This window comes from Clostridium punense, from assembly GCF_017874425.1.
GTDB lineage: Bacteria > Bacillota > Clostridia > Clostridiales > Clostridiaceae > Clostridium_J > Clostridium_J punense.
The window spans coordinates 24,343-48,797 of sequence record NZ_JAGGLL010000009.1 but is presented as its reverse complement, the minus strand read 5'-3'; the positions used below and the strand labels follow the sequence as shown (position 1 = coordinate 48,797).

General features: G+C 32.7%; 19 protein-coding genes and 3 riboswitches. Of the genes, 18 read left to right on the top strand and 1 reads right to left on the bottom strand.

Features of this window, described 5'->3' with window-relative positions; genetic code table 11:
• Nucleotides 1–164: 164 nt before the first annotated feature.
• A riboswitch (Fluoride riboswitch) is annotated at nt 165–223 on the top strand.
• 55 nt (nt 224–278) lie between these two features.
• The 3 genes from J2Z44_RS07020 to J2Z44_RS07010 all read left to right on the top strand — a co-directional run bounded on the left by J2Z44_RS07020 (nt 279) and on the right by J2Z44_RS07010 (nt 5,247).
• A complete protein-coding gene (locus tag J2Z44_RS07020; RefSeq protein WP_021284096.1) occupies nt 279–1,463 on the top strand; it encodes a cation:proton antiporter in 1,185 nt (394 codons plus the stop codon).
• A gap of 207 nt (nt 1,464–1,670) precedes the next feature.
• Nucleotides 1,671–2,237: a TetR/AcrR family transcriptional regulator gene (locus J2Z44_RS07015; RefSeq protein WP_021284097.1), complete on the top strand. Its 567-nt coding sequence runs from the start codon at nt 1,671–1,673 to the stop codon at nt 2,235–2,237.
• A 280-nt stretch (nt 2,238–2,517) separates the two neighbouring features.
• Complete coding sequence (locus tag J2Z44_RS07010; RefSeq protein WP_021284098.1) at nt 2,518–5,247, top strand: YhgE/Pip domain-containing protein; 2,730 nt, start codon at nt 2,518–2,520, stop codon at nt 5,245–5,247.
• A gap of 143 nt (nt 5,248–5,390) precedes the next feature.
• Here the strand turns inward: J2Z44_RS07010 and J2Z44_RS07005 are convergent, their stop codons facing one another.
• Nucleotides 5,391–7,682, bottom strand: a complete 2,292-nt coding sequence (locus J2Z44_RS07005) for an ATP-binding protein (protein WP_209649443.1) — start codon at nt 7,680–7,682, stop codon at nt 5,391–5,393.
• Nucleotides 7,683–7,935: 253 nt separating this feature from the next.
• A riboswitch (cobalamin riboswitch) is annotated at nt 7,936–8,119 on the top strand.
• A 237-nt stretch (nt 8,120–8,356) separates the two neighbouring features.
• Between J2Z44_RS07005 and J2Z44_RS07000 the strand changes: the two genes are divergently transcribed.
• The 15 genes from J2Z44_RS07000 to cbiG all read left to right on the top strand — a co-directional run bounded on the left by J2Z44_RS07000 (nt 8,357) and on the right by cbiG (nt 24,230).
• Nucleotides 8,357–9,856 (top strand): cobyric acid synthase, encoded by a 1,500-nt coding sequence (locus tag J2Z44_RS07000; protein WP_021284103.1) that lies wholly within the window; start codon nt 8,357–8,359, stop codon nt 9,854–9,856.
• A 31-nt stretch (nt 9,857–9,887) separates the two neighbouring features.
• The gene (cbiB, locus tag J2Z44_RS06995) at nt 9,888–10,847 is read left to right on the top strand and encodes an adenosylcobinamide-phosphate synthase CbiB (protein WP_021284104.1); all 960 of its coding nucleotides are present in this window, start codon (nt 9,888–9,890) and stop codon (nt 10,845–10,847) included.
• A 130-nt stretch (nt 10,848–10,977) separates the two neighbouring features.
• A riboswitch (cobalamin riboswitch) is annotated at nt 10,978–11,151 on the top strand.
• A gap of 333 nt (nt 11,152–11,484) precedes the next feature.
• Nucleotides 11,485–12,606: a pyridoxal phosphate-dependent aminotransferase gene (locus J2Z44_RS06990; RefSeq protein ID WP_021284107.1), complete on the top strand. Its 1,122-nt coding sequence runs from the start codon at nt 11,485–11,487 to the stop codon at nt 12,604–12,606.
• A 41-nt stretch (nt 12,607–12,647) separates the two neighbouring features.
• Nucleotides 12,648–13,286, top strand: coding sequence for an NAD(P)-dependent oxidoreductase (locus J2Z44_RS06985; protein WP_021284108.1), 639 nt, complete (start codon nt 12,648–12,650; stop codon nt 13,284–13,286).
• Nucleotides 13,276–14,163: a hydroxymethylbilane synthase gene (hemC, locus tag J2Z44_RS06980; RefSeq protein WP_021284109.1), complete on the top strand. Its 888-nt coding sequence runs from the start codon at nt 13,276–13,278 to the stop codon at nt 14,161–14,163. The genes J2Z44_RS06985 and hemC overlap by 11 nt, the downstream gene beginning before the upstream one ends.
• Nucleotides 14,156–15,619, top strand: a complete 1,464-nt coding sequence (cobA, locus tag J2Z44_RS06975; RefSeq protein WP_209649442.1) for a uroporphyrinogen-III C-methyltransferase — start codon at nt 14,156–14,158, stop codon at nt 15,617–15,619. The genes hemC and cobA overlap by 8 nt, the downstream gene beginning before the upstream one ends.
• A 198-nt stretch (nt 15,620–15,817) precedes the next feature.
• Nucleotides 15,818–16,786 (top strand): porphobilinogen synthase, encoded by a 969-nt coding sequence (hemB, locus tag J2Z44_RS06970; RefSeq protein WP_021284111.1) that lies wholly within the window; start codon nt 15,818–15,820, stop codon nt 16,784–16,786.
• Between the two features lie 9 nt (nt 16,787–16,795).
• Nucleotides 16,796–18,271 (top strand): cobyrinic acid a,c-diamide synthase CobB, encoded by a 1,476-nt coding sequence (locus J2Z44_RS06965; protein ID WP_021284112.1) that lies wholly within the window; start codon nt 16,796–16,798, stop codon nt 18,269–18,271.
• 5 nt (nt 18,272–18,276) lie between these two features.
• Nucleotides 18,277–18,903, top strand: a complete 627-nt coding sequence (locus J2Z44_RS06960) for a precorrin-8X methylmutase (protein WP_031271652.1) — start codon at nt 18,277–18,279, stop codon at nt 18,901–18,903.
• 149 nt (nt 18,904–19,052) lie between these two features.
• Nucleotides 19,053–20,198: a cobalt-precorrin-5B (C(1))-methyltransferase CbiD gene (gene cbiD / locus J2Z44_RS06955; protein ID WP_021284114.1), complete on the top strand. Its 1,146-nt coding sequence runs from the start codon at nt 19,053–19,055 to the stop codon at nt 20,196–20,198.
• A gap of 8 nt (nt 20,199–20,206) precedes the next feature.
• Nucleotides 20,207–20,809, top strand: coding sequence for a precorrin-6y C5,15-methyltransferase (decarboxylating) subunit CbiE (gene cbiE / locus J2Z44_RS06950; RefSeq protein WP_021284115.1), 603 nt, complete (start codon nt 20,207–20,209; stop codon nt 20,807–20,809).
• A gap of 156 nt (nt 20,810–20,965) precedes the next feature.
• On the top strand, nt 20,966–21,532 hold the full coding sequence (gene cbiT, locus J2Z44_RS06945) for a precorrin-6Y C5,15-methyltransferase (decarboxylating) subunit CbiT (protein WP_021284116.1): 567 nt from the start codon (nt 20,966–20,968) through the stop codon (nt 21,530–21,532).
• 16 nt (nt 21,533–21,548) lie between these two features.
• On the top strand, nt 21,549–22,232 hold the full coding sequence (locus tag J2Z44_RS06940) for a cobalt-factor II C(20)-methyltransferase (protein ID WP_021284117.1): 684 nt from the start codon (nt 21,549–21,551) through the stop codon (nt 22,230–22,232).
• A 104-nt stretch (nt 22,233–22,336) separates the two neighbouring features.
• Complete coding sequence (gene cobM, locus J2Z44_RS06935) at nt 22,337–23,116, top strand: precorrin-4 C(11)-methyltransferase (RefSeq protein WP_209649441.1); 780 nt, start codon at nt 22,337–22,339, stop codon at nt 23,114–23,116.
• Nucleotides 23,097–24,230, top strand: coding sequence for a cobalt-precorrin 5A hydrolase (cbiG, locus tag J2Z44_RS06930; protein WP_021284119.1), 1,134 nt, complete (start codon nt 23,097–23,099; stop codon nt 24,228–24,230). Before cobM ends, cbiG begins: the two co-directional genes overlap by 20 nt.
• The last annotated feature ends 225 nt before the right edge of the window (nt 24,231–24,455 follow it).

Genomic DNA, 24,455 nt, shown 5'->3' with positions numbered 1-24,455 from the left:
ATATATCTTTATAGCATAAATGATCTGGAGCTTTGTTGAATAATTTTCAGCTATAATTTTAAAATGCATTTTAAAAATATAAGTGATTTATCGTGATGGAAGTTAAACTTGAAGCTTAAAACTTAACTAGACAATTTATTTTTATTGTAGTAAAATTAGCCTATAAGTTAAAAGGTGATGGAGTTCACCATAACCGCAATATGCTAATGACTCCTACAGGTAATATTTTAGGGTATACCTGTAGGATTTTTTGCGTTTTATTTGAAAGGAGAAAAACCATGGCAACCAGTTTTGGAATTATAATAATGTTAGGACTTTTAGCCAATTTAATTTTTACAAAAATAAAACTTCCAGGGCTTTTAGGAATGCTAATTCTAGGGGTTATATTAGGGCCTTATGGGTTTAATTTGTTGGAACCATCGCTTTTAAATGCATCTGCTGATTTTCGTAAAATTGCACTTATAATTATTTTATTAAGGGCAGGTATTGGAATTAGTAGAGAGGATTTAAATAAAGTAGGGAAAACTGCTATTAAGATGAGTTGTATTCCAGGTATTGTAGAAGGATTTTTTATTGCCTTTGCTTCTATAAAGTTTTTAGGATTTACCTTTATTCAAGGAGGTATACTGGGATTTATTCTAGCAGCAGTATCTCCTGCAGTGGTAGTTCCTCAGATGTTAAACTTTATGGATAGAAAAATTGGAACTAATAAAGGAATTCCAACTTTGATTTTAGCAGGAGCTTCTATTGATGATGTATTTGCAATTACAATATTTAGTACCTTTTTAGGGTTATATAGTGGAAGTCAGGTGAATATTGGAATAAAACTACTGGAGATTCCCATATCCATAATCTTAGGTATTGTAGCAGGAGCTATTATTGGATTTATAATGGTGAAAATGTTTAAAAAGCACCATATTAGAGACACTAAAAAAGTGCTATTAATAATAGGAGCTTCTATTTTACTTACTGCCATTGAAAACTTATTAAAAAATAAAATTGAAATTGCAGGACTTTTAGGGGTAATGACTATAGGTTTTATTATCCTTGAAAAAATGCCTGAAGTGGGCAGAAGGTTATCTTTAAAGTTAAATAAAATATGGATTTTTGCTGAGATACTTTTGTTTGTATTAGTGGGAGCTCAAGTTAATATTGGTGTTGCCCTTAATGCTGGAGCTGTGGGCATATTAGTTATTTCAATTGGTCTTGTCGGAAGAAGCCTTGGGGTTTTAATTTCTGTCATGGGAACGGATCTAAACTGGAAGGAAAGATTATTTTGCATTATAGCGTATATCCCAAAAGCTACAGTACAAGCAGCTATAGGAGCGATTCCTTTATCTTTAGGGGTAGCTTCAGGAGAGGTTATTTTAGCTATAGCAGTGCTGTCAATCTTAATTACAGCACCTATTGGGGCAGTTGCCATTAGTTCATCTTCCACTAAATTGCTGGAAATGGATAAGTAAGTTTAAATTTATAGACAATTAAAAAAAATTATACTAGGTAGTATTAAAAGGAAAACTGTGTTATTATAATATAAGATTTTATGTCTATAAGGTTTCAAGATGGAGTTTTACCACAACAATTCCTAAAACCTTAAAGGAATTAAATGTAGTTTTTATAAATTTTAAAGTTAACTTTAGTTCCTTATATTATAATTTGGAGTGATAAAAATGAACAAAACAAAAATGACTATATTTGAAGCTGCTATAAAAACCTTTTCTAATTCAGGCTATAATGGTACCACAATGGATCAGGTCGCAGAGGCTGCAGGAGTTGCAAAAGGAACTTTATATTATCATTTTAAAAGTAAAGAAGAAATTTTTAATTTTATAATTGAAGAGGGGCTCGGCATACTAGTAGATGAATTAAAGGAACATATTAAAGTTGTAACAGACCCCTTAGAAAAGTTAAGAATAATTTGTAAGGCACAACTTGCTATACTTTACAGAAATAAGGATTTCTTTAAAGTGTTAATGAGCCAGTTATGGGGTCAGGAAATTAGACAGGTTGAACTTAGAAATAAGCTTGGAATTTACATAGAAGAAATTAAAGTGTTTTTTCAAGAAGCTATGGATGCTGGAATTATAAGAAAAGGAAATGCTTATTTTATGGCTTATGCTTTCTTTGGAACTTTATGCTCAGCAGCAGTTTATGAAGTTATTAACATAGATAGAATAGATTTAGATGATGTAGTAGATGAATTAATTGAATATAGTCTAAGAGGATTAAAAGCTTAGTAAAAGCTCTTTGTAGGTTACAATTTTGTAGAATTATAACCTATAAAGAGCTTTTTTTATTATATGGAAATTTAACTTTGATAATTATTTTTTTGCGTTCATGGTAGAAGAAATTCGGAAAATAACAGAGAAATATGTATGTTTAATATTAGCGTAATTATTTGAAAATTAGAATATTTAGGGGCTATATAGAATTTTTATAAAAACCTATTGACTTCATATAAAAAAAGGAGTATAACTAAACTGACCAGTCAGTACAAAAATAAATGAGGTGAGGATTATGAAATTTGCCAAGATTGCCTGGAAAGATATTTCAAGTATCTTTAGAAACAGGTTTATCAGAGTCTCAGTTGTAGCAATAATAATTGTACCGCTACTGTATAGCTTACTTTATTTAGCCGCTTTCTGGGATCCTTATTCAAGGCTTAATCAGCTACCTGTAGCTTTTGTAAATCTTGATAAGGGTAGTACGAAAGATGGCGAGGCAGTAAACTACGGAAAAGATATGGTGGAAAACCTGAAAGAGAATAACGAGGTACAATGGAATTTTGTTACTCTTGAAGAGGCAAACAAGGGACTAGATAAAGACGGATATTATTCCATGTTTGTAATCCCTGAGGACTTTTCTGAGAAAGTTATCAGTGCTAAAGATGGAAAGCCACAGCAACCTTCTATAACTTATTCCTCTAATGACAAGAAAAACTTTCTTGCAGCACAAATAGGGGGAAGAGTTGAGGATAAGCTTAAGGCGGAAGTAATAGAAAACATCAGCGAAGAATATACTAAAGTTACTTTTGACAATTTATATGAACTTAAAGATGGTATGAGAAAAGCAGCTGATGGAAGTAAAGAACTTGCAGATGGAATAGGCACTTTAAATGATAAAGTACCACAGCTTTCAGACGGTGTAAACAAGCTTTATGATGGATCTACTAAACTATCTGAAGGTCTTGGAAAATTAAAAGATAGTTCTCCACAAATGGCAGATGGAGTAAATAAACTTTATGATGGTTCCTTACAACTTAAGGACGGACTAAGTTCCTTAAACCAAAATACTCCAGCTTTGACTTCAGGAGTAAATTCACTTTATGATGGAGCAAGTTCTATAGCTAATGGAATTAATTCTAAAGAAGTTGATGCTAATGGTAATCCAAAGGGATTAAAGGAAGCTATGAATAGTATTAACGGTGGAATGACCCAAATTGCTGGAAAGGTTCCAGAGTTATCAAAAGGGACATCAGCTCTTTATGAAGGAGCAGATAAATTAGCTCAAGGCATAAATACTACAGCAGTAGATGCTAATGGAAAGCCTTTAGGACTACAATATGGATTAAAGGGATTATTACAAGGAATTAAACAAACTAAAGGTGGAGTAGATCAATTAGGTGCTTCACTAGAGAGTTTAAACAATGCAATTAATGTAGGTACTAGTACTTCACCAAGTTTAGTACAAGGTGTAGGAGGAATAAACAAAGGAGTTTCTTCTTTATCAACAGCATTAAGCACTTTTAATAATGTAGTAAATAAAGGAGCAGTACCTTCAGGAAATGGAATGTCTCCAGAACAAGTAGTTGCAGCTTTAACTCAGCAGTATAGTGCAGCAACTAATGATTCTCAAAGAGCTCAAATACTAGCTCAAATGGTTGGAGTTTTAAATGCTTCTGTTAACGTAGATAAGAGTGCAACTCAGCCATCACTAAAAACTGCAGTATCAGCTTTAAATAGCAGTATTTCAGTTGACACTAAGGAAAAACCAAGTTTAAAAACAGCAGTGGCGGGTTTAAACGCAGCAGTAAATACAGGATATGATGGAAAACCTAGCTTAAAATCAGGTATGGATGCACTAGCTTCAGGAACAGAAGGATTAGTAAATGGAGCTGGAAAATTAGGTGAAGGAGCTAATCAATTAAAAGCAGGATTAGGTTCACTAAATTCTAACATACCAGCTTTAACCAATGGAATTACAGCATTAGAGCAAGGTACAGGAAAAGTTTATAAGGGCATAGACGCTTTAGGAACAGGTTCTATACAGTTAAGAGTTGGATTAGAACAATTAAAGTCAAAAATGCCACAATTAACTGAAGGAACTAATAAGCTTGCTTTAGGTTCTAATGCCTTAAGTGGCGGTTTAGGAGAACTTAAAGGAAAAATGCCAGAACTTGTTTCAGGAGTTACTCAATTATCAGATGGTTCTGTAGCATTAAATGATGGATTAAAAGAATTAAATGGTAAAATACCAGAATTAGCAGATGGAACTCAAAAACTAAATGATGGTTCTAAGGAATTAGCAGATAAGTTAAACGAAGGAGCCGATAAATTAGATAAAAACCTTATAAACAGCAGTGAAGACATGTCTAGCTTTGTATCTAAACCTATCGTTATGAAGGATGAAGCAGTTAATGCAGTTAAAGATTACGGAACAGGGTTTACACCTTATTTTATCCCATTATCTTTATGGGTTGGAGCAATAATGATGTTCTTTGTAATCTCTTCAAAGGTTGAAGACAGCATGGATGCAGGTCCAATATCAACAGTTTTTGGTAAGTATCTATCTTACGGTTTTATAGGAACTTTACAAGCAGTACTTGTTAGTGCAGTAGTTTTAACTTTAGGATTAAAGCCACAAAATGTTCCACTATATTTCTTATTTAATATATTAATGTCATTATCTTTCATTGCAATAATTCAATGTTTAATCTTTATTCTAGGGGATGCAGGAAGATTACTTGCTATAGTATTATTAATTCTACAATTAACTTCTTGTGCAGGAACTTTCCCTCTAGAAGTAGTGCCAGATTTATTTAAGGTATTAAATCCTTATATGCCATTCACTTATTGCGTATCAGCATTAAGAGAAATTATATCTGGAACTAATCTAGCATTAATAGGACATGATATGTTTGTTTTAACTTCAATTTTAGTAGTATTCCTTGTAATATCAATGATATTAAAGGAAAGAGGAGATTTACTACAAGCTAAAATGGAAGAAAGAAAAGAAATAGGTGCATAATAGAAGAGGGCAAGAAAACTTAGGTTTTCTTGCCTTTGTTTTTTGTAGTAATATAATTTTAGTAACTTCATAACTCTTATTCATAAGTGGTAATTATAACTAAAGATATAAAATTACTCATAAAATCTTATTTATAATAGACTTTACTCATCTAAATCCTCATCATTAAGGCAGGGAAGAATTATAGTAAAGCTAGTGCCCTCATCAAGCACACTATCTACAAGGATTTGGCCCTTATGGCTTTTAATAATTTGGTAGCACACATTCAAACCTAAGCCTGTACCAGTTTCTTTTGTAGTATAGAACATAGTTCCTAGCTTTTCTAGTTGCTCCTTTGACATTCCTTTTCCATTATCAGTGATTTTTATATACATTTCATTACTTTCTTCAATGTAGCCTGTTATGATTTTAAGTTTACGGTATTGAGTTCCATCCATAGCTTCCACTGCATTTTTACAGATATTTAAAACTACTTGCTTAATTTGAACTTCATCACAAAGTAAATATCTTTCCTCCTTTGAAATATCTAAAAACAGATCTATACCTTTAGTTATGGATGTATTTTCAATGGTATTTACTATTGCTTCGAACAAATCTACCATGGATATTTCTTCGAGAAGGACTTTTCTAGGTTTAGATAAAAATAGGAATTCACCTATTATTCTATTGACCTCATCTACATCCTTGTTTATTTTACTAGCATATTCTTTAATCTTTCTATCTTCAGTATTTACATCAATTAATTGGCAACGGCCTTTTATTGTGGTAAGGAAGTTTCTTGTTTCATGGACAATTCCAGCACCCATTTGACCAAGAAGAGCAAGTTTTTCTTGTTGCTGCATAGCGTGCTGCTGTTTTTTCATTTCTGTTACATCTGTATCTACACTTATGCCACCGATGATTTCACCATCAATATTTCGAATTGGAGCAGAATATATAATTAAATCAACCGTATTACCTTTAGCAGTTTTAAGAGTAGCTTCACATATATCACAAGCCTTTTCCCCAGATAGGATTAAACTAGGGTTATCCTTCCTTTCAAACATAAGGAGATCATTTAATTCATCTATATCCATACCCAAAAGCTCAGATTTGTTTATTTCAAAAATTTTTTCAGCAGCCTTATTGCATAGTACCACTTTTTTTTCTTTATCTATCATAATAATGGCATTATTTACTGCATTTAATATGGTCTCAGTTTGAAGGTGAAGGTTTTTAATTTCCTGCTCTTCCTTAGCATCTTTGATTAGAGAGATAACTCCATTATTAATTCTAGTATTTTTTATGGAGAGTTTTTTATATTCTCCATTTCCCATTCTATAGGTACGGATAAGATTTAAGGACGATGAATCACCTGATAAGACTCTATCTGAAAGAAGCTTTTCGTCAGCTTCAAGTCTTGGAAATTTATTAAGAAATTCTCCAGTAGAAAGACCTAATGCTTGGCTTTTATCGCACATGAATATTTCTTCAAATTTTTTGTTAAGGTAATTTATTTTGCTATTTTCATCATACATGAAAACACCTAGAGGTAAGGAATCTAGAACATCACTAAGGGTCTGAGAAAGATTAGTTATTTCTTTGTTTGCTTGTGTTAGACTTTCATAAGCTTCCTCTAATTCTTTATGTTTATGCTCTAAGTTATCATAGGGATAAACAACTGCACTAGCAAAGACACCTTTATACATAAAATAATAAGACATAGCCTTTAAAGTATGGGTGAAAATCAAAAGATATCCACTTAAGTTCCCTAAAATTAAACAAAAGGACTCTACAGTTATAATGGCCAGCAAGGATAAAAAAATAAATTGATAATCTAGTTCGCATTTTATTTGTAGCATATTTTTAAGTCTTATTAAAGCAAATATTGCAAGGAAGATAACTGCTATTTTTATAGAAACAGTAAAATAGCTTGAAAGTATATAAGGTGTAATTGATTTAATCATATAAGGAAGTATTGTGTATATTAAGATTATTATTAATAAAGTTATTCCAAGTATAAATAAATGAGCAAATTTGTTAGGCTTTATTTTAAGATTAAAAGTACTTAGTAAGGTAACTGATACCTGCATAAGTAGTCCAAACTGTCCTAATGCAATAGACAAGTTTAAGGGTGTTGAGCCAAAAATCATTGGAGGTATAAGATAATAGGCATGAACCGAGTTATAAATGGCTATAAGTAAAAATCCAAAGCCTAGTGTACAAATTTTCACAGGATAGTGAACAGCATTATGCCAACAGAGTGAAAAAATTCCAAGGGCAAAAAAAATAGAAAGCCCTTCAAAAATAATATGAAAAATAATTATATTTGGCTCCCAAAAGCTTTTAGTCAGATATATGATTGTTATAGAGGAAATTAGAAATAATAAATATTTCGCTAAACTCCTTTGAATTAAAGGTTTGCACAGTTTTTTATTCTGTAAGGTCAAATCCATATGTAGCCTCCTAAAAATTAAATATAAACTAAATATAGCATATATTTACAGAATATTATATAATCTAACAAAACAATTTTTACTTAGTTATTAATATTAATCATTGTATATTATTAATTAGAAATCATTATTATTTAATAAAATATATTCTATGAATTATATATCAAAACTCTTAGCTTATTTAATTAATATAGGCTTTTGAAGTTCTTAGATTATTGACTTACTAGAAGCTTAAGGCTATAATCATTATGAAAACTAAATATTTGATTTAGGTGCTTTAGAAGGAAAAATTCTAAAGTGAAAAGGGAATGTGGTTAAAATCCACAGCAGCCCCCGCTACTGTAAATGAGGACGAACCTTGTATACCACTCATATGAGGAAGGTAAGGTGTAGAAAGATTCATGAGCCAGGAGACCTGCCTAAATTTATAAAACAAGCTTTCGGAGGGAAAGAGCTATTGTTATGGAAAATATAGATGTCTTTATATTAGTAATAGTAGGGTAAGTCCTTGGGACTTACCCTTTTTATTTTGACTTATACTAAAGTTACAAGGAAATCTGAAGAGATTTCTTTAGGTGTATTACAAATAATTGGGAATTTAAAGCAGGATAATAGAAAAGTTAATGGAGAGCTTTAGTTTCCTATAAAATAATATTGAAAGTGGGGATATTTTAATGGCAAAAATTATGGTGCAAGGTACTGCATCTTCAGTAGGAAAGAGTATTTTGGTTACAGCACTTTGTAGAATATTTAAACAGGATGGATATTCAGTGTGTCCTTATAAATCTCAAAATATGTCACTTAATTCATATATAACATTAGACGGTAAGGAGATGGGAAGAGCTCAAGTTCTTCAAGCTTATGCAGCAGGACTTGAACCTGAAGTTTATATGAATCCGATTCTTCTAAAGCCTACATCAGATAAAAAGTGCCAAATTGTTTTTAATGGTGAGGTTTATGGAAATAGTGACGCAAAGGGATATCATAACTTAAAGGTTGAATTCAAAGATGAGTTAAAAAAAGGTTTTGAAGAACTTGAAAAAAACTTTGACATAATTGTAATGGAAGGTGCGGGAAGTCCAGCAGAAATAAACCTAAGAGAAAATGATATTGTAAATATGGGTATGGCTGAACTTGTGGATGCTCCAGTTGTCCTTGTAGGAGATATAGACAAAGGGGGAGTTTTTGCTTCATTAGTTGGAACCTTAATTCTTTTAAGTGAAGAAGAAAGGGCAAGAGTAAAAGGAACCATAATAAATAAATTTAGAGGTGATATTGCACTTTTAGAGCCAGGACTCAAAATGCTTGAGGATATATCTAAGAAGCAGTGCCTAGGAGTAGTACCTCATTTTACTTTAGCTTTAGAAGATGAAGATGGAGCTGTGGAACTTAATAAGCAGGTGACGGATAAAATTGATATTGCAGTGATAAAGCTTCCACATATCTCAAACTTTACGGATTTTGATGCTTTAAGTAGTGAAGAGGATGTTTCAATCAGATACATAACTAATGTACGTGAATTTAAAAATCCAGATTTGCTTATTATACCAGGAACTAAGAATACTCTTGGGGATTTACAAGCTTTAAAAATTTCAGGGCTTTCTGATAAAATTTTAGAATATAGTAAAGAAGGGGAAATCATAGGAATTTGTGGAGGGTATCAAATTCTAGGAAAAACTCTTGAGGATCCACTAGGTGTAGAAACAAACTTAAAGGTTATGGACGGTCTAGGACTTTTAGATATCAAAACAGTATTTGAAGAAAAGAAGGTTACAACTAGAGTAGAAGGAACTATAAACAGTAAAGTTATAGAGGGAATAGAAGAAAATATAGACCTTTATGGTTATGAAATTCACATGGGAAAAACAACAGTAGGTGAAGATGCCATGCCTTTAGTTAAAATTAATAAGAAGAATAATCATGTTGAAAACTACTTTGATGGAGCAATAAATAAAAAAGGAAATATACTGGGTACTTATATCCATGGAGTTTTTGATGGAGTTAATTTTAGACAGTATGTAGTAAATAAACTTAGAGCTAAAAAGGGTATAGAGGCTAAAGCCTCCATGGAATATGAAAGTCTAAGGGATAAAGAATTAGATAGACTTGCTGACATTGTTAGAAAGTCTTTAGATATGGATAAAATCTATGAAGCCATAGGAATAAAAAGATAACTTCAGTTTAGGAAGAGGTAAGGAGTATACTATGTTTAACTTTAACATTAAACTTAATATAATTTATGTAATCTTTGCAGCTCTTATAGATTTTATCATAGGAGACCCTCTATGGCTTCCTCACCCAATAATCTATATTGGAAAGCTAATATCTAAGTTAGAGAAATTCTTTAGAGGAATATGTAAGTCTGAAAAAGAACTTAAACTTTCTGGTGGACTTATTGTGGTTATTGTAGCTGCGACTACATACTTAATTCCATATATATTGCTTTATGGAGCTAGGATAAATGTTTATGTTTTCCATGCTTTAAATGTATTAATACTTTGGACTACCTTTGCGGCGAAGTCACTGTACAATGCAGGGGTGGATGTGTATAAACCTTTAATTAATGGAGATATTGAAGAAGCTAGAGTAAAGCTTTCTTATATTGTAGGAAGGGATACTAAAGAGCTTAGTGAGCACGAAATCATAAGAGCTACAGTGGAAACTGTTAGTGAGAACACTTCTGATGGGATAATTGCACCGGTGCTTTACGGAATAGTTGGAGGAGCACCTTTAGCAGTGATGTATAAAGGAATTAATACCATGGATTCAATGCTAGGGTATATGAATGAAAAATTTAGATATATAGGTTTTTTCCCGGCAAAGACAGATGATGTGTTTAATTTTATACCTGCTAGAGTTACAGGAGTTTTAATGTGCCTAATTGCACCATTTTTAGGAGGCAATATAATAGAAGCTTTTAGAATTATGATAAGAGATAGAAAAAATCACAAAAGTCCCAATTGTGCTTATCCAGAAGGAGCTACAGCAGGAGCTCTAAAAGTTCAGCTTGGAGGAACTAACTCTTATTTTGGTGAGGTTATGTACAAGCCAACTATAGGAGAACCTATTAAAAACCTAGAAGCAAATCATATTTTCCAGACAGGAAAGCTAATGTATTTAACGGAGGTGCTAATATTAATATTGGCAACGTTATGGATAGTATAAGGTTAAAACTATCTTAATAGCCTTTTCATAAGGTGATATTTTATTGAGGGGTATTATAAATTTAGTCAATAAATTCCAAGACTAAAATTGTTGACTAAACTTTGCTTTAAGGCTATAATTACCTTGAAAACTAAATATAGTATGTTTAGGTGCTTTTAAAAGAAGTGAAAAGGGAATGTGGTTAAAATCCACAGCAGCCCCCGCTACTGTAAATGAGGACGAACCTTAATAGCCACTCGTAAGAGGAAGGTGAGGTGTAGAGTGATTCATGAGCCAGGAGACCTGCCTAAATTTCAAAACAATCTTTCGGAGGGAAAGAACTATTGTTATATAAAAAATTATTTTTCGGAATTTGTAATAGTAGGTGAACCTTTCAGGTTCACCTTTTTATTTTATGCAAAAACTATATTTAAAATAGACAAACTTATGATGAAAAATGGACCTTAAGTTTTAAAGTTAAAGAATTCATAAGGATTTTCTTAGCGAAAGTTTAATTAACTCAAGATAAATCAAATTAATTTTCAAAAGGCATTAAATGAAATAAAGTAAGTTTATTGTATAGGTTATTCTTCAATTTGATTCCCTATAGGAAAAACATATAAGCCTGATATAAATTAGAAAGTTAGGAAGTGAAGTTATGAAGCATGGTGGGGATGTATATAGCGATGGATTATTAAAGGGGAAAAATTTATTAGATTATAGTTCAAATATAAATCCATTACCCATATCTAAAGATTTTTCAGCTCACATAGATGAAGCTCTAAATAAGGTTATGTTATATCCAGATGTAAAATATAGAACTTTGAAGGATAACATAATTCAATATCTTTCAGATAGTGAAGAATATTTTTCAAAAGAACATAAAAAAAGCTCTGAAAAAACTTACTTATCTAGTATTGCAAGAGAAAATATTATCGTAGGTAATGGTGCTTCAGAAGTTTTAGACCTAGTAATTGCTAGTTTAAAATCCATAACCATTGTAGTTCCTTCTTTCATTGAGTATGAGGATTTTAGTAAGAAATATGGCCTAAAGATTAACTATTCTTATCTTAATGAAAACATGGAATATGATTACAACAATATACTTTCAGCTGTAGAAGAAACAGATGGATTAATTATAGGGAATCCTAACAATCCAAATGGATGTATTATAGACTTTAGTAAGTTTAAGGCTATATTAGATAAGTGTGAGCAATGCAATAAGCTTGCCATTATAGATGAAGCTTTTATAGAATTTATTCTGGATTATGATAAAAGTCTTATTAGGTATATTGATAAATATAGCTGTTTAGTAATTGTAAGAGCAATTACTAAGTTTTATGGTATGCCAGGTATAAGATTTGGATACGGTATAACTAGGAATGAAAAGCTTCTAAGGTACTTTAGTAACAATCAAAATCCTTGGTCTGTAAATTGTTTTGCCGAACTAGCAGTAAAGTATGTACTTAAGGATGAAAAGTTTATTAATAAATCTAAGTTATGGATAGAAGACGAAAGAAGTTTTATGTATAAAAATCTTAATAACATAAATTTTATTGAAAAAGTGTACATAAGTTACGGAAATTATTTCCTTTGCAAGTTAAAATATACTAGTAGTTACAACCTTTATGAAAAGATGATGAAAAGAGGAATATTAATAAGGAATTGTGACAATTATAAGGGACTAAATGAGTATTTTATAAGGCTTGCGGTAAAAGATAGAAAATCCAATGAGACTTTAATTAAGGTATTAAAAGATATAGAAAATGAAGTGCTTTGAAATCTTAAAGGAAAAAATGTAAGTGGTAGTGAGGAAGATTTATGAAAATAGAAAACCATAATGAGGATTTTACCTTTCTTTGCTTAAACTCCAAGAAGGTGAAGGTATTAGTAGTAGGTGGTGGAACGGCAGCTTTAGTTAAGGCTAAGTCACTTTTAAAAAAAGGTTTTTTACTAGAATGCATTTCACCAGAATTTAAAAGAGAATTCTTTGATATAAATAGCAAAAACCTTAAGCTTATAAATGGAGAATTTCAGGATGGGTTTATTGAACATTATCATGTAATTGTAATATGTACAAACAATGAGATTCTGAATCAGCAAATTAGAGAACTATGTGATAAAAAGTGCAAAATTTATATTGATACCACTATGCCAGAAGAGTCTGTAGCCACCTTATGTGCAATGGAGTCCACAAGAGAAGTAGCCATTGGAGTAAGGCTTAAGGGAAAAAGTCCAAAAACCTCACAATTATTAGTAAGAAAGATTAAGGAGTATGTAACTACATATGATGATTACATTTCTTTTGTAACAAAGCTTAGAGGGAATATCAAACATAACCCTAACAAGTTGGAAATTTTAGAGTTTGTTTCTTCAGAAGACTTTTTATTCTTTTTTGAAAGAAGTTACGGTGAGGAAATATTTAATTTATTTTATGGGGGTGACAGTATTGAATTTTAAAATAGCTACAAGAAAGAGTAAGTTAGCCTTAGTGCAAACAGATTATATAATAGAGCTTGTTAAGAAATTTCATAATGTTGAATGTGAGAAAGTATTAACAGATACCTTAGGGGATCAAAGGTTAGATGTAACCCTAGATAAGATAGGCGGTAAAGGGCTGTTTATTAAAGAACTTGAAAAATCAATCTTAGAGGGGAAAGCAGATGCAGGAGTGCATAGCATGAAGGATGTACCTTATGAAATGCCAGAGGGTTTTGAAATTGCAGCCATGCCTGTAAGAGAAGATGTAAGAGATGCTTTTGTTTCCATGAATGGTGTAAAGTTTAAAGATTTAAAAACAGGAGCAAGAGTTGGAACTAGCAGTAAAAGAAGGGCATCACAACTTCAGGTTTTAAGACCAGACATTGAGGTAGTACCAATTAGAGGCAATGTTCAAACAAGAATTGATAAGATAGAACGTGAAAACTTAGATGGAATTATACTAGCAGCAGCTGGGCTTAAGAGATTAGATATGGAAAGTATTATAACAGATTATTTTGATCCGAGTGATATGGTTCCAGCTATTGGTCAGGGGGCCCTTGGCATAGAAGTTCATGAGAATTGTAGAAACCTTGAGATTTTTAAAACACTAGATAATCCTTTGGTTAGAATATGTGTTGAAGCTGAAAGAAGCTTCATGAGAGAGCTTAAAGGTGATTGTAACTGCACTATTGGAGCCTATGGAACCCTTCACGGAGATACACTTAATTTAGTAGGAATTTATGAAGTTCAAGGGAACCTTGTTAAGGATAGTGTTAGTGGAAATAAAAAAGATTATATGAAACTAGGTAAAGAGCTTGCTGAAAAAATACTTACCAGGGGGCAAGAGAATGAGTAAAGTATATTTAATTGGTGGTGGGCCAGGCAATGAAGACTTAATCACCTTAAAGGCAATAAAGGTACTGAAAAAATGTACAGCTATAATGTATGACAGACTGTCAGGAGAAGGAATTCTTAAGTACGTAAATAAGGATGCGGTGATTTATTATTGTGGTAAGGAACCAGGAAGCCACTATAAAACTCAAGATGAAATTAATGAAATGCTTATAACCTTAGCAAAACAAGGACATACAGTGGGAAGAGTAAAAGGTGGAGACCCCTACATTTTTGGTCGTGGAGGAGAAGAAGCCTTAGCACTTTTAAAGGAAAATATAGGCTTTGAAGTAGTTCCAGGGATAACCTCTCCAATTTCTGTTTTAAATTATGGCGGTATTCCAGTAACTCATAGGAAGATAGCTCAGAGTTTTCATATTTTCACAGGTAAGAGTGTAGATAAACTTAATCTAGACTTTTCTGTAATAGCAAAGCTTAAGGGTACTTTAATTTTTATGATGAGCTTTGAAAATTTAGAGAGAATTACTTCGGAGTTAATTAATAATGGCATGGATGAAAAAACTCCAGCAGCTGTTGTTATGTGGGGCACTACTGCTAAGCAAAAAAAAGCAGTTGGAAATATAGGAAATATAGGAGTTTTAGCTAGAGAACGAGGCTTAGGTAACCCAGCAATCATTGTTGTGGGTGAAGTAGTTAACTTCCAGGATAAGCTTAACTGGTTTGAGAAGAAGCCCCTTTTTGGAAGGAACATTTGTATAACTAGAACTAAAGAACAAAGTGAAGAACTAAGTGAAAAGCTAAAAGAGTTAGGTGCTGAGGTTACTGAGATTAACTCTATTAAAATAAAAGAAGCAAAGAAAAGTATAGAGCCATTTTTAGAAAGATTAGAACAGTATCAATACATAGTTATAACTAGCGTAAATGCAGCTAACAACTTTTTTGATGCCTTAATGGAAAATAATATTGATACAAGAACCATAAAGGGAAGATTTGTAACCATCGGACCAGCTAGTGACAAGGCTGTAAGGATGAGAGGAATAGTTCCATTTTTAAGTGCTAATGAGTTTGTAAGTGAAAAATTATTTGAAGTTATGGAGCCATTTTTAAAAGAGGGAGACAAAGTTCTACTTCCACGGTCTAAAAATGGAAGGCCTTATATGGTAGAGGCCTTAACTGATGCAGGTTGTGAAGTGGATGATTGTCACATATATGAAACTGTTCTTGGAGAAAATAATAATCTTGGTCAGTTTAAAGAAGTTGATACCGTAATTTTCACTAGTCCTAGTACTGTAAAGAATATGATAACTTTAGTTGGGCTAGAGGCTATAAGAGAAAAGAAGGTTATATCTATTGGGCCAATAACTTCAAAAGAATTACAAAGACAAGAGATAAGTTTTGTTCAGTGTGAGGAAAGCTGTAATGATGGAATTGTAAAACAACTTTTAAAATCTACTAATTAAGGATTTTATTAATGAAAATATAAGTTGTTTACTTTCCAGAAACTTTAAGAGCTTCAACATAGACTCAGTATATAAGCTAAGAAATAAGTAAATTTAAATTTAGTGCGTAATAAATAAAAATTATTTCAAAAGAGAACTAAGATATGAAACTATATTTATAAATATACTATTAAGTAATTATTCTAGGAGGAATTTAATATGTACAAAAGACATAGAAGATTAAGAGAGAATGCAGCAATAAGAAGTTTAGTGAGAGAAACTATACTAAACCCAAATGATTTTATATTACCAATTTTTGTTGTAGAAGGAGAGAATATTAAAAAAGAAATATCTTCTCTTAAGGGACAGTATCATTGGTCAGTAGACAGATTAGGAGAACTAGTTGAAGAAGTTAAAAAAGCTAAGGTTAAGGGAATAATGGTCTTTGGGTTACCTGATCATAAGGATGAAGTTGGAACTTCTGCCTTTGAGGAAATGGGTATAGTTCAAAGAGCTGTTAAGAAGATAAAAGAGCTTGATAGTGACATGTTTGTAGTTACTGATGTTTGTATGTGTCAATATACAAGTCATGGTCACTGTGGGGTTGTTGAGAATGGAAAGGTTCATAACGACCACAGCTTAGAATATATTGCAAAAGTAGCTTTATCACATGCAAAGGCTGGTGCAGATATGGTAGCACCGTCAGATATGATGGATGGAAGAGTAAGTGTTATAAGACAAATCTTAGATAAAAATGGATTTGAACATATATCTATTATGAGTTACAGTGCAAAATATAGCTCTGCAATGTATGGCCCATTTAGAGCAGCAGCGGATTCTTCCCCACAATTTGGAGATAGAAAAACTTATCAAATGGATCCAGCAAACTATAAGGAAGCTTTAAGAGAAGTAGAGGCAGATATAGAAGAGGGTGCAGATATAGTAATGGTTAAACCTGCTATATTCTACCTAGATATCATAAGAGCAGTAAAAGATAGATTCAATATGCCAGTGGCAGCTTACAACGTAAGCGGAGAGTACGCAATGCTTAAAGCAGCAGTAGAGTGCGGACTTTTAGATGAAAAGAATGCAACGCTTGAAATGCTTACATCAATTAAAAGAGCTGGAGCAGATATTATAATTACTTACTGTGCTATTGATGCATGTAAGTGGTTAAGTGAAATGTAAGGAAAAGTCATGAGAAGTATTATTATTTCTTCTAACAGCAGTGGTGGTGGAAAAACCACCATTTCTGTTGGACTAATGAGAGCACTTATAAAAATGGGATATGAAGTTCAGGGGTATAAGGTAGGACCAGATTACATTGACCCTGCATTTCATCAATTTATAACTAAGAAACCTTCAAGAAACTTAGATTTGTTTTTAATGGGTCAAGAAGGTGTATTGGAAGCCTATTCTAGAGGACAAGGCACCTTAGGCGTAGTAGAAGGAGTAATGGGACTTTATGATGGAAAAGGAATTGACTCCAAGTTTTCTACAGCCCATGTAGCAAAGGTTTTAAACCTACCTGTGATTTTAGTACTAAGCCCAAAAGCTCAAAGTGCTACTTTAGCTGCTGAGCTTCAAGGTATCATAAATTACTGTGATGAACATGTTCAAAAAGTAAATATTAAAGGTATTATTTTAAATAATATTTCAGAAGGATACTATAAGCTTCTAAAAACTATTGTTGAAAAAGCTACTTCTTTAAAGGTTTATGGGTACATACCAAAGGATGAAACCTTGGCATTGAAATCAAGGCATTTAGGGTTAGTACAAGCCACTGAAATTGAAGATTTAGAAAAAAAGATAGACCTTTGCAGTGACTATATAATAAAAAATGTGGATATGGAGGATCTTATACAGGACTTTTCTCAAGAAGTTATGGAGGTAAAAGAGTTACCACAATTACAAGAAAAAGTTGAGTTTCAGTGTATAGACTCCCCAGAGATTTCTTTGAAGGAAAAAAACTCACTAAATTCTAAGGTTAAAACCAATAATAAAAAGTTTAATATAGAAAATTGCAATTTAAGAATTGGAGTAGCTAAGGATAAAGCTTTTAGTTTTTACTATAGGGAAAACCTAGAACTACTCTCTGAAGCAGGAGAAATAGTGTACTTTAGCCCTCTACAGGATGAAGAAATTCCAGATGATTTGGATTTTTTATATATTGGCGGTGGCTATCCAGAAGTGTTTGTAGAGGAGTTAAGCAAAAACAAAACCATGCTTAAATCAATAAATAGTGCACTCAAAAATGGACTACCTTGCTATGCAGAATGTGGTGGACTCATGTACTTAACAGAAGGGATTAAAACTTTTGGAGAAGAGAAAATCCATGACACTGTAGGGCTTTTCAAAGGATATTCTTATCTAACAAAATCTCTACAAAATTTTGGGTATGCAAGAATTGATGTAGAGAAGGAAAATCCAATATTAAAAGTAGGTACAGCTATTAATTGTCATGAGTTTCATAAATCAAAAGTACAAGTAGAAGAGCCTCCAATTTATAAATTAGAAAAGACTACTTATGATAATGAAATAAAGAAGTGGAATTGTGGTTATGTAAAAGAAAATACTCTAGGAGCTTACGGCCATGTGCACTTTTTTAATAATATAGATTTTCTAGAGCAATTAATGAAAAAGGCTGTTGAATATAAAAAGAGTAAGGATTGATGACTATGGAATATATTAAAAATCCAATGGATATAGAAAGAGGAAGCTTTGAAATAATTGGAAGTGAAATGGCGCAGCATAACTTTAGTGAGGAAGAGCTTCTTATAGTAAAAAGAACCATACATACTACTGGAGATTTTGACTACCAAAATATAGTTCATATAAGTGAGGATGCTATTGAAAGTGCTAAGGCTCTTCTTAAAAGAGGAATCACAATTTACACAGACACTAATATGGCCCTTTCTGGAATTAACAAGGCTGCCTTAAAGAAGCTAGGTTGTGAAGTGAAATGCTATGTAGCTCATGAGGAAGTAGCAAAGATAGCTAAGGAAAGAGGAATCACCCGCTCCATGGCAGGAGTTGAGAAGGCTGTAGAAGAGGGAGTAAAGTTTTTCGTCTTTGGAAATGCACCCACAGCAATTTTCAAATTGTTAGATTTAGTGAGAGAAGGAAAAGTAAATCCTAAGTTTGTAGTTGGTGCCCCAGTTGGTTTTGTTGGAGCCAAGGAAAGCAAGGAAGAACTATTAAAGTATAATATACCAAACATAACTATAAGAGGACGTAAGGGTGGAAGTAACGTGGCTGCAGCCATTGTTAATGCAATTATGTACATGATAGTTGAAAGAGATTAACTTTAGGGAAGTTTGTTGTTTGAAAAATAAACTGTGTTAGAGGTAGGGTGTCTTTTCGTAGTCAGTGAACATAGTAGAGCAGGTTCATTAGATAATAAGATATAAAATGGCAGCTACATAAGGCATAGCGGTAAAGTTGGTGATTAAAGATGCTAGATTTATTCATTGAAGCAAATGGGAAAAAATTAAGATGTGGATTTACTACAGGTTCAGCAGCCACAGGTACTGCAAAGGCTGCTACAATGATGCTTTTTACAAATCTCCTTGGAGAAAAAATAGGGGATAAGTACAATAGTGAAGAAGTGTATAGCTTTAGGGATGGAAAACATGTAATAGATAGTATAACCTTTAATACTCCTAAAAATGTAGTTTTAAGTCTTCCAGTTATTAATGTGACTTTTGGAGAAACTTATGTAGAATGCTCCATAATTAAAGATGGAGGAGATGATCCAGATTCTACCCATGGCTTGGAGATAAGAGCTAGAGCTACTCTTATTAAAGAAGGATATGTGTTAAAAGGGGGAACTGGAGTAGGAGTAGTCTGTGGAGAGGGACTCTATATAAAAAAAGGAGAGCCAGCCATAAATCCTGTACCAAGAACCATGATTGAAAAGGAAGTTAGAGAAGTTCTTCCAAAGGGATATGGAGTGGAGATTACAATTATGGTACCAAAAGGTGAGGAAGTTGCAAAGAAGACCTTCAATCCAAGACTAAACATATTAGGGGGCATTTCTATTCTAGGTACTACAGGAATTGTAATGCCTATGTCAGAGGAGGCCTTGACGGAATCTATTAAGCTAGAGATAAGTCAAAAGCTAGCTAATGGTCATGAGGAGCTTACCTTACTCTTTGGAAACATGGGAGAAAACATGGCCAAGGAATTAAATTTAAGGGAAGAAAACATGGTAATCATATCAAACTATGTAGGTTTTGCACTAGATACCTTAATGGCTAGAAAGGTTAAGAAAATTACCCTGGTAGGCCACATAGGTAAGGTGTGTAAAATTGCAAGTGGAGCTTTTAATACTCACAGCAGAGTTTGCGATGTAAGACTAGAAACCTTAGCTTTAGAATTAGCACTTCTTGGTTATCCAACAGAATTAGTGAAAAAAATATATGAAGAAAAAACCACAGAAGGAGCAGTAAATCTTCTTGGCGAGGGTTATGAAGATTTATATGAATCCGTTGGTAAAAAGGTAAAAATGAGAATGCAGCAATACTCTTATGAAAGTATAGAAGTTGATGTGATAATGTACTCCATGAAAAGGGGAGTTCTATATGATTCAAGGAAGTGAGGAGTTTCATGGTATACATAGTAGGTCTTGGCCCAGGGCATAAGGATTATATACTGCCTAAAGCTATAGAAGTAATGAGAAACTGTGATTTAATTCTTGGGTTTAAAAGAGCCTTAGAAAGCTTAGATTTTATAGATAATGAAAAAGAGGCTAAAACTACACTTAAGGACATCATAGAAGCTTTAGAAGAAAATACTAACAAAAACATAGCTGTTGTTGCATCAGGAGATCCTAATTTTTATGGAATTACTGACTTTATAAATAGAAATTATCCGGGAGACTTAGAGGTAATCCCAGGAATTAGTTCCTACCAGTACTTAATGGGAAGAATAAATAGAAGCTGGCAGGGGGCTTATTTATCCAGTGTTCATGGACGAAATGAGGATTTTATAAGCAAAGTAAGAGAATATAAGAAGTCAATTTGGCTTACTGATAAAGAAAGAAATCCAAAAGAACTTTCTAGGCTTTTAATAGAAAGCAAAATAGAGTGCCAAATAGTAGTAGGTGAGAATCTTTCCTATGAGGATGAGAAGATAACTCAAGGTTCTCCAAATGAAGTTTTTCAAGGAAGTTATAGCAGCTTAGCTATAGTATTTATTGAATTGCTGTAAACTGGTAGAGAACTAAAGTTAAGACTTAACTTATACATGGAACTTACATTGGTTCCTTTAAGGCTTTTGAAGATGAATGAAATTCATCATGAATGAAATTAAACTTTCAGTAAAAAGCCTGTAGTATGCAGATTCACTAAGAACTGGAGTGATACTATGAGATTTATAAAAGATGAAGAATTCATCAGAGGCAATTGTCCTATGACTAAAGAAGAAATCAGAATTTTAACTATTGCAAACTTAGAACTAGAAGAAGATTTTAATCTTCTTGATATAGGGGCAGGAACAGGAAGTGTTTCCATTCAGATGGCTAAGCTTTGTCCTAAGGGAAAAGTTACGGCTATTGAAATGGATGAGGAAGCCCTAGAAGTTATTAAGGTTAATAAGGAGAAATTTCAGGCTCATAACCTTGAAGTGATTCAAGGGGAAGCCTTAGAAGTTTTACCACAAGTTCAAGGTGAATTTCACGGAATATTTGTTGGTGGCAGTGGCGGAAATATTGAAACTATAATTAAGGAATATGGGAAAAAATTAATCAAGGGAAGAAAAATGGTACTTAATTTTATAACCATTGATAATTTATATAAAGCAATGGATACCTTAAAGGAACTAAAATATAAGGTGCAGTGCATTCAGGTTGGAGTATCAAAAACCGTTGGAAACAGTTATATGATGAAGGCTCAAAACCCCATTTTTATAGTAATTGCTACAAAAGTTGGGTAAGAATTGGAGGAAGAAAATGAATAATTTAGGAACATTATATGGAATTGGAGTTGGACCAGGAGGAGAAGAATTACTTACTCTTAAAGCAATAAAAGTAATAGAAAACTGTGAAATAATCATAGCACCAAGTGCAATGGGTGGAGGAAATAGTATTGCTTATGAAACAGCAAAAAACTTTATAAAGCCACACCAAAAGGTAATAATCAGTCACTTTCCTATGGGAAAGCCTGACAAAGAAGAAAAGGTGTATGAAGCGTTCAAAACCATTGAGGAGTATTTACAGCAAGGAAAAAATGTAGGGTTTTTAACTATTGGAGATCCATTCATTTATAGTACTTATATCTATCTTTTAAAATACATAAGAGAGCAAAATTATCCTACAGAAACTGTGCCAGGAATCACTTCCTTTTGTGCTAGTGCCAGCCTTGCAGGGGAAATTCTTGTAATTGGAGATGAGCCCCTTTTAATTGTGCCAGGAAGTCAAATAGAAAGAGTAAAAGATGAAAAATATATAGTAGTTATGAAGTTTTATAACCAAGAAGAAAAAGTATTAAATTTCTTAGATAAAGAAGGTTTTAATTACTTTGCAGTAAAAAGAGCTTATAGAGAAGGTCAAGAAATTTTCCACACTAGAGAAGAAATTTTAAATAACAAGGATTATATGACTTTAATTATAGCCCACAGGAATGAAGAAATATAAGAAGATAACAAGATGGCAATATAAGAATATAAAGAGATAAGAATACAACAATATAAGAATATAGGAAGATGAAAATACCTCCTATATGGGAAAGAGGTTGAACTATGGATACTGGAAAGGTTTATTTTATTGGTGCAGGCCCTGGAGATCCAGATTTGATAACTGTAAAGGGAAGAAAACTTCTTGAGGAAGCAGAGGTAATTATTTATGCTGGTTCCTTAGTAAGTAAAGAGCATTTTAAAGGTTGTAGAGAAGATGTAAAGCTTTATGATTCAGCAGCAATGACCTTAAAGGAAGTTATAGATACAGTGATGGAGGCTAAAGAAAGTAATAAGAAAATTGTAAGACTCCACACTGGAGACCCAGCTATTTATGGAGCAATTAAAGAACAAATGGATGAACTTGATAAGCTTAATATTAACTACGAAGTTGTTCCAGGGGTAAGCTCTTTTACAGCTGCTGCTGCTTCAATTAATAAGGAATTTACACTTCCAAGTGTTTCTCAAACAGTAATCTTAACTAGAATGGAAGGAAGAACTCCTGTACCTGAAAAGGAAAATCTAGAAAGATTAGCTTCTATAGGAGCTTCCATGGCACTTTTCCTATCCGTTGGAATGATAGAAAAGGTAGTTGAGAAACTAAGAAAGGGTTATGGAAGAAATGTGCCTGTGGCTGTTATCCAAAGAGCTACTTGGGAAGATCAAAAGGTAGTTATAGGAACCTTAGATGATATTTCTAAGAAGGTTAAAGAGGCAAATATAACAAAACAAGCCCAAATATTAGTGGGTGATTTTATAGATTGTGAGTATGAAAAAAGCCTACTATATGATGAGAATTTCACCCACATGTTCAGAAAGGGCAAAAATGAAAATAGCAATAATTAGTGTTACTACCCTTGGAAATAACATAATAAATAAGCTATGCCTTGGGTTGAAAACAGAATTTCAAAATTTAAAGGTTACTGTATTTAATAGTAAGGATAAAGACTTTAATTTTAAAGACAGCTGTAAAATTGCTTTTGAAAGTAGCGATGCAGTAATCTTTATTAGTTCTACAGGGATTGCAGTGAGGGGAATTGCTCCTCATGTAGTTAATAAGAAAAGCGATCCAGCAGTAGTGGTAATAGATAGCTGTGGAAAGTATGCTATTTCTTTACTTAGTGGCCATCTCGGTGGAGCAAATAGGCTCACCACTATAATAAGTAAAATATTAAATTGTGAGGCAGTAATAACTACAGCTACTGACAACTTAGAGGTACTGGCACCAGACATGATAGCTCTTAGCAATAGCTTATATATTGAGGATATGGGCATGGCAAAAACAATTGCAGCCCTATTAGTAGAAGGAAAAAAAGTTGGATTTATTGATGAAGAAGATTTAATACCTTGCCCTAAAGGGTATTCAGAGGTTAAAGTGAAACATCTTAAAGTTAAAGGTTGTTCTATAGATTATAGTACGCCAAGTTCCAGAGTGGAACTCTTAGAACAGAATTCTCAAGAGACCGAAGAATATAAAAGCACTTCTGAAGCTGAAATTGAAGAACTTAGTGGCATTGTTGTAGTAACCTCAAAAGAATCCTTAGAGATACATGAGAGATTTAGACACCTTCCCCTGTTAAGACTTATTAGAAGAAATATTGTTTTAGGCATAGGCTGTAAAAAGGACTTTCCACAAGGGAAAATGGAGCTTGTAGTTAAGACCTTATTAAAAGATAAAAACATACATGAGAAAGCTGTGGGCACCATTGCTACAGTTTCTATAAAGAAGGAAGAACCTGCAATTTTAAGCCTAAGCAAAAACTTGGGGGTAGAAATAAATACTTTTACTCCAGAAGAAATTAAACCAATAGAACATAAGTACAAAACTAGTGACTTTGTAAGAAAAACTATTGGGGTTGGAGCAGTGTGTGAGCCTGTTATTGAGTTATGTAAAGGAAGGGTTATTCACGAAAAGGAAAGCTTTAATGGAATGACTTTAGCAATTGGGGTTATGAATTAAAGAAGGTTTAGATTAATCAAGGCATTTTCAAAAAATAAATAAGTCAGTATGTTTGTCTATTTTTAGTTATACTGCGTCAACAGAACCCTTAGATAGTGCTACTATCTGCGGAACCTGTTTCCTTGCCTAACTAAAAATATCCTTCACATCTTTGACTTGTTATTTATTTTCAAATACCTAATTTACTTTTAGAAAGCAAATTTAATGATAAGTAAATTGAAAAAG

Bases quoted from the DNA above. Each gene is read 5' to 3' on its own strand.
- J2Z44_RS07020 (WP_021284096.1), top strand. From the start codon at position 279: ATGGCAACCAGTTTTGGAATTATAATAATGTTAGGACTTTTAGCCAAT.
- J2Z44_RS07015 (WP_021284097.1), top strand. From the start codon at position 1,671: ATGAACAAAACAAAAATGACTATATTTGAAGCTGCTATAAAAACCTTT.
- J2Z44_RS07010 (WP_021284098.1), top strand. From the start codon at position 2,518: ATGAAATTTGCCAAGATTGCCTGGAAAGATATTTCAAGTATCTTTAGA.
- J2Z44_RS07005 (WP_209649443.1), bottom strand. From the start codon at position 7,682: ATGGATTTGACCTTACAGAATAAAAAACTGTGCAAACCTTTAATTCAA.
- J2Z44_RS07000 (WP_021284103.1), top strand. From the start codon at position 8,357: ATGGCAAAAATTATGGTGCAAGGTACTGCATCTTCAGTAGGAAAGAGT.
- cbiB (WP_021284104.1), top strand. From the start codon at position 9,888: ATGTTTAACTTTAACATTAAACTTAATATAATTTATGTAATCTTTGCA.
- J2Z44_RS06990 (WP_021284107.1), top strand. From the start codon at position 11,485: ATGAAGCATGGTGGGGATGTATATAGCGATGGATTATTAAAGGGGAAA.
- J2Z44_RS06985 (WP_021284108.1), top strand. From the start codon at position 12,648: ATGAAAATAGAAAACCATAATGAGGATTTTACCTTTCTTTGCTTAAAC.
- cobA (WP_209649442.1), top strand. From the start codon at position 14,156: ATGAGTAAAGTATATTTAATTGGTGGTGGGCCAGGCAATGAAGACTTA.
- hemB (WP_021284111.1), top strand. From the start codon at position 15,818: ATGTACAAAAGACATAGAAGATTAAGAGAGAATGCAGCAATAAGAAGT.
- J2Z44_RS06965 (WP_021284112.1), top strand. From the start codon at position 16,796: ATGAGAAGTATTATTATTTCTTCTAACAGCAGTGGTGGTGGAAAAACC.
- J2Z44_RS06960 (WP_031271652.1), top strand. From the start codon at position 18,277: ATGGAATATATTAAAAATCCAATGGATATAGAAAGAGGAAGCTTTGAA.
- cbiD (WP_021284114.1), top strand. From the start codon at position 19,053: ATGCTAGATTTATTCATTGAAGCAAATGGGAAAAAATTAAGATGTGGA.
- cbiE (WP_021284115.1), top strand. From the start codon at position 20,207: ATGGTATACATAGTAGGTCTTGGCCCAGGGCATAAGGATTATATACTG.
- cbiT (WP_021284116.1), top strand. From the start codon at position 20,966: ATGAGATTTATAAAAGATGAAGAATTCATCAGAGGCAATTGTCCTATG.
- J2Z44_RS06940 (WP_021284117.1), top strand. From the start codon at position 21,549: ATGAATAATTTAGGAACATTATATGGAATTGGAGTTGGACCAGGAGGA.
- cobM (WP_209649441.1), top strand. From the start codon at position 22,337: ATGGATACTGGAAAGGTTTATTTTATTGGTGCAGGCCCTGGAGATCCA.
- cbiG (WP_021284119.1), top strand. From the start codon at position 23,097: ATGAAAATAGCAATAATTAGTGTTACTACCCTTGGAAATAACATAATA.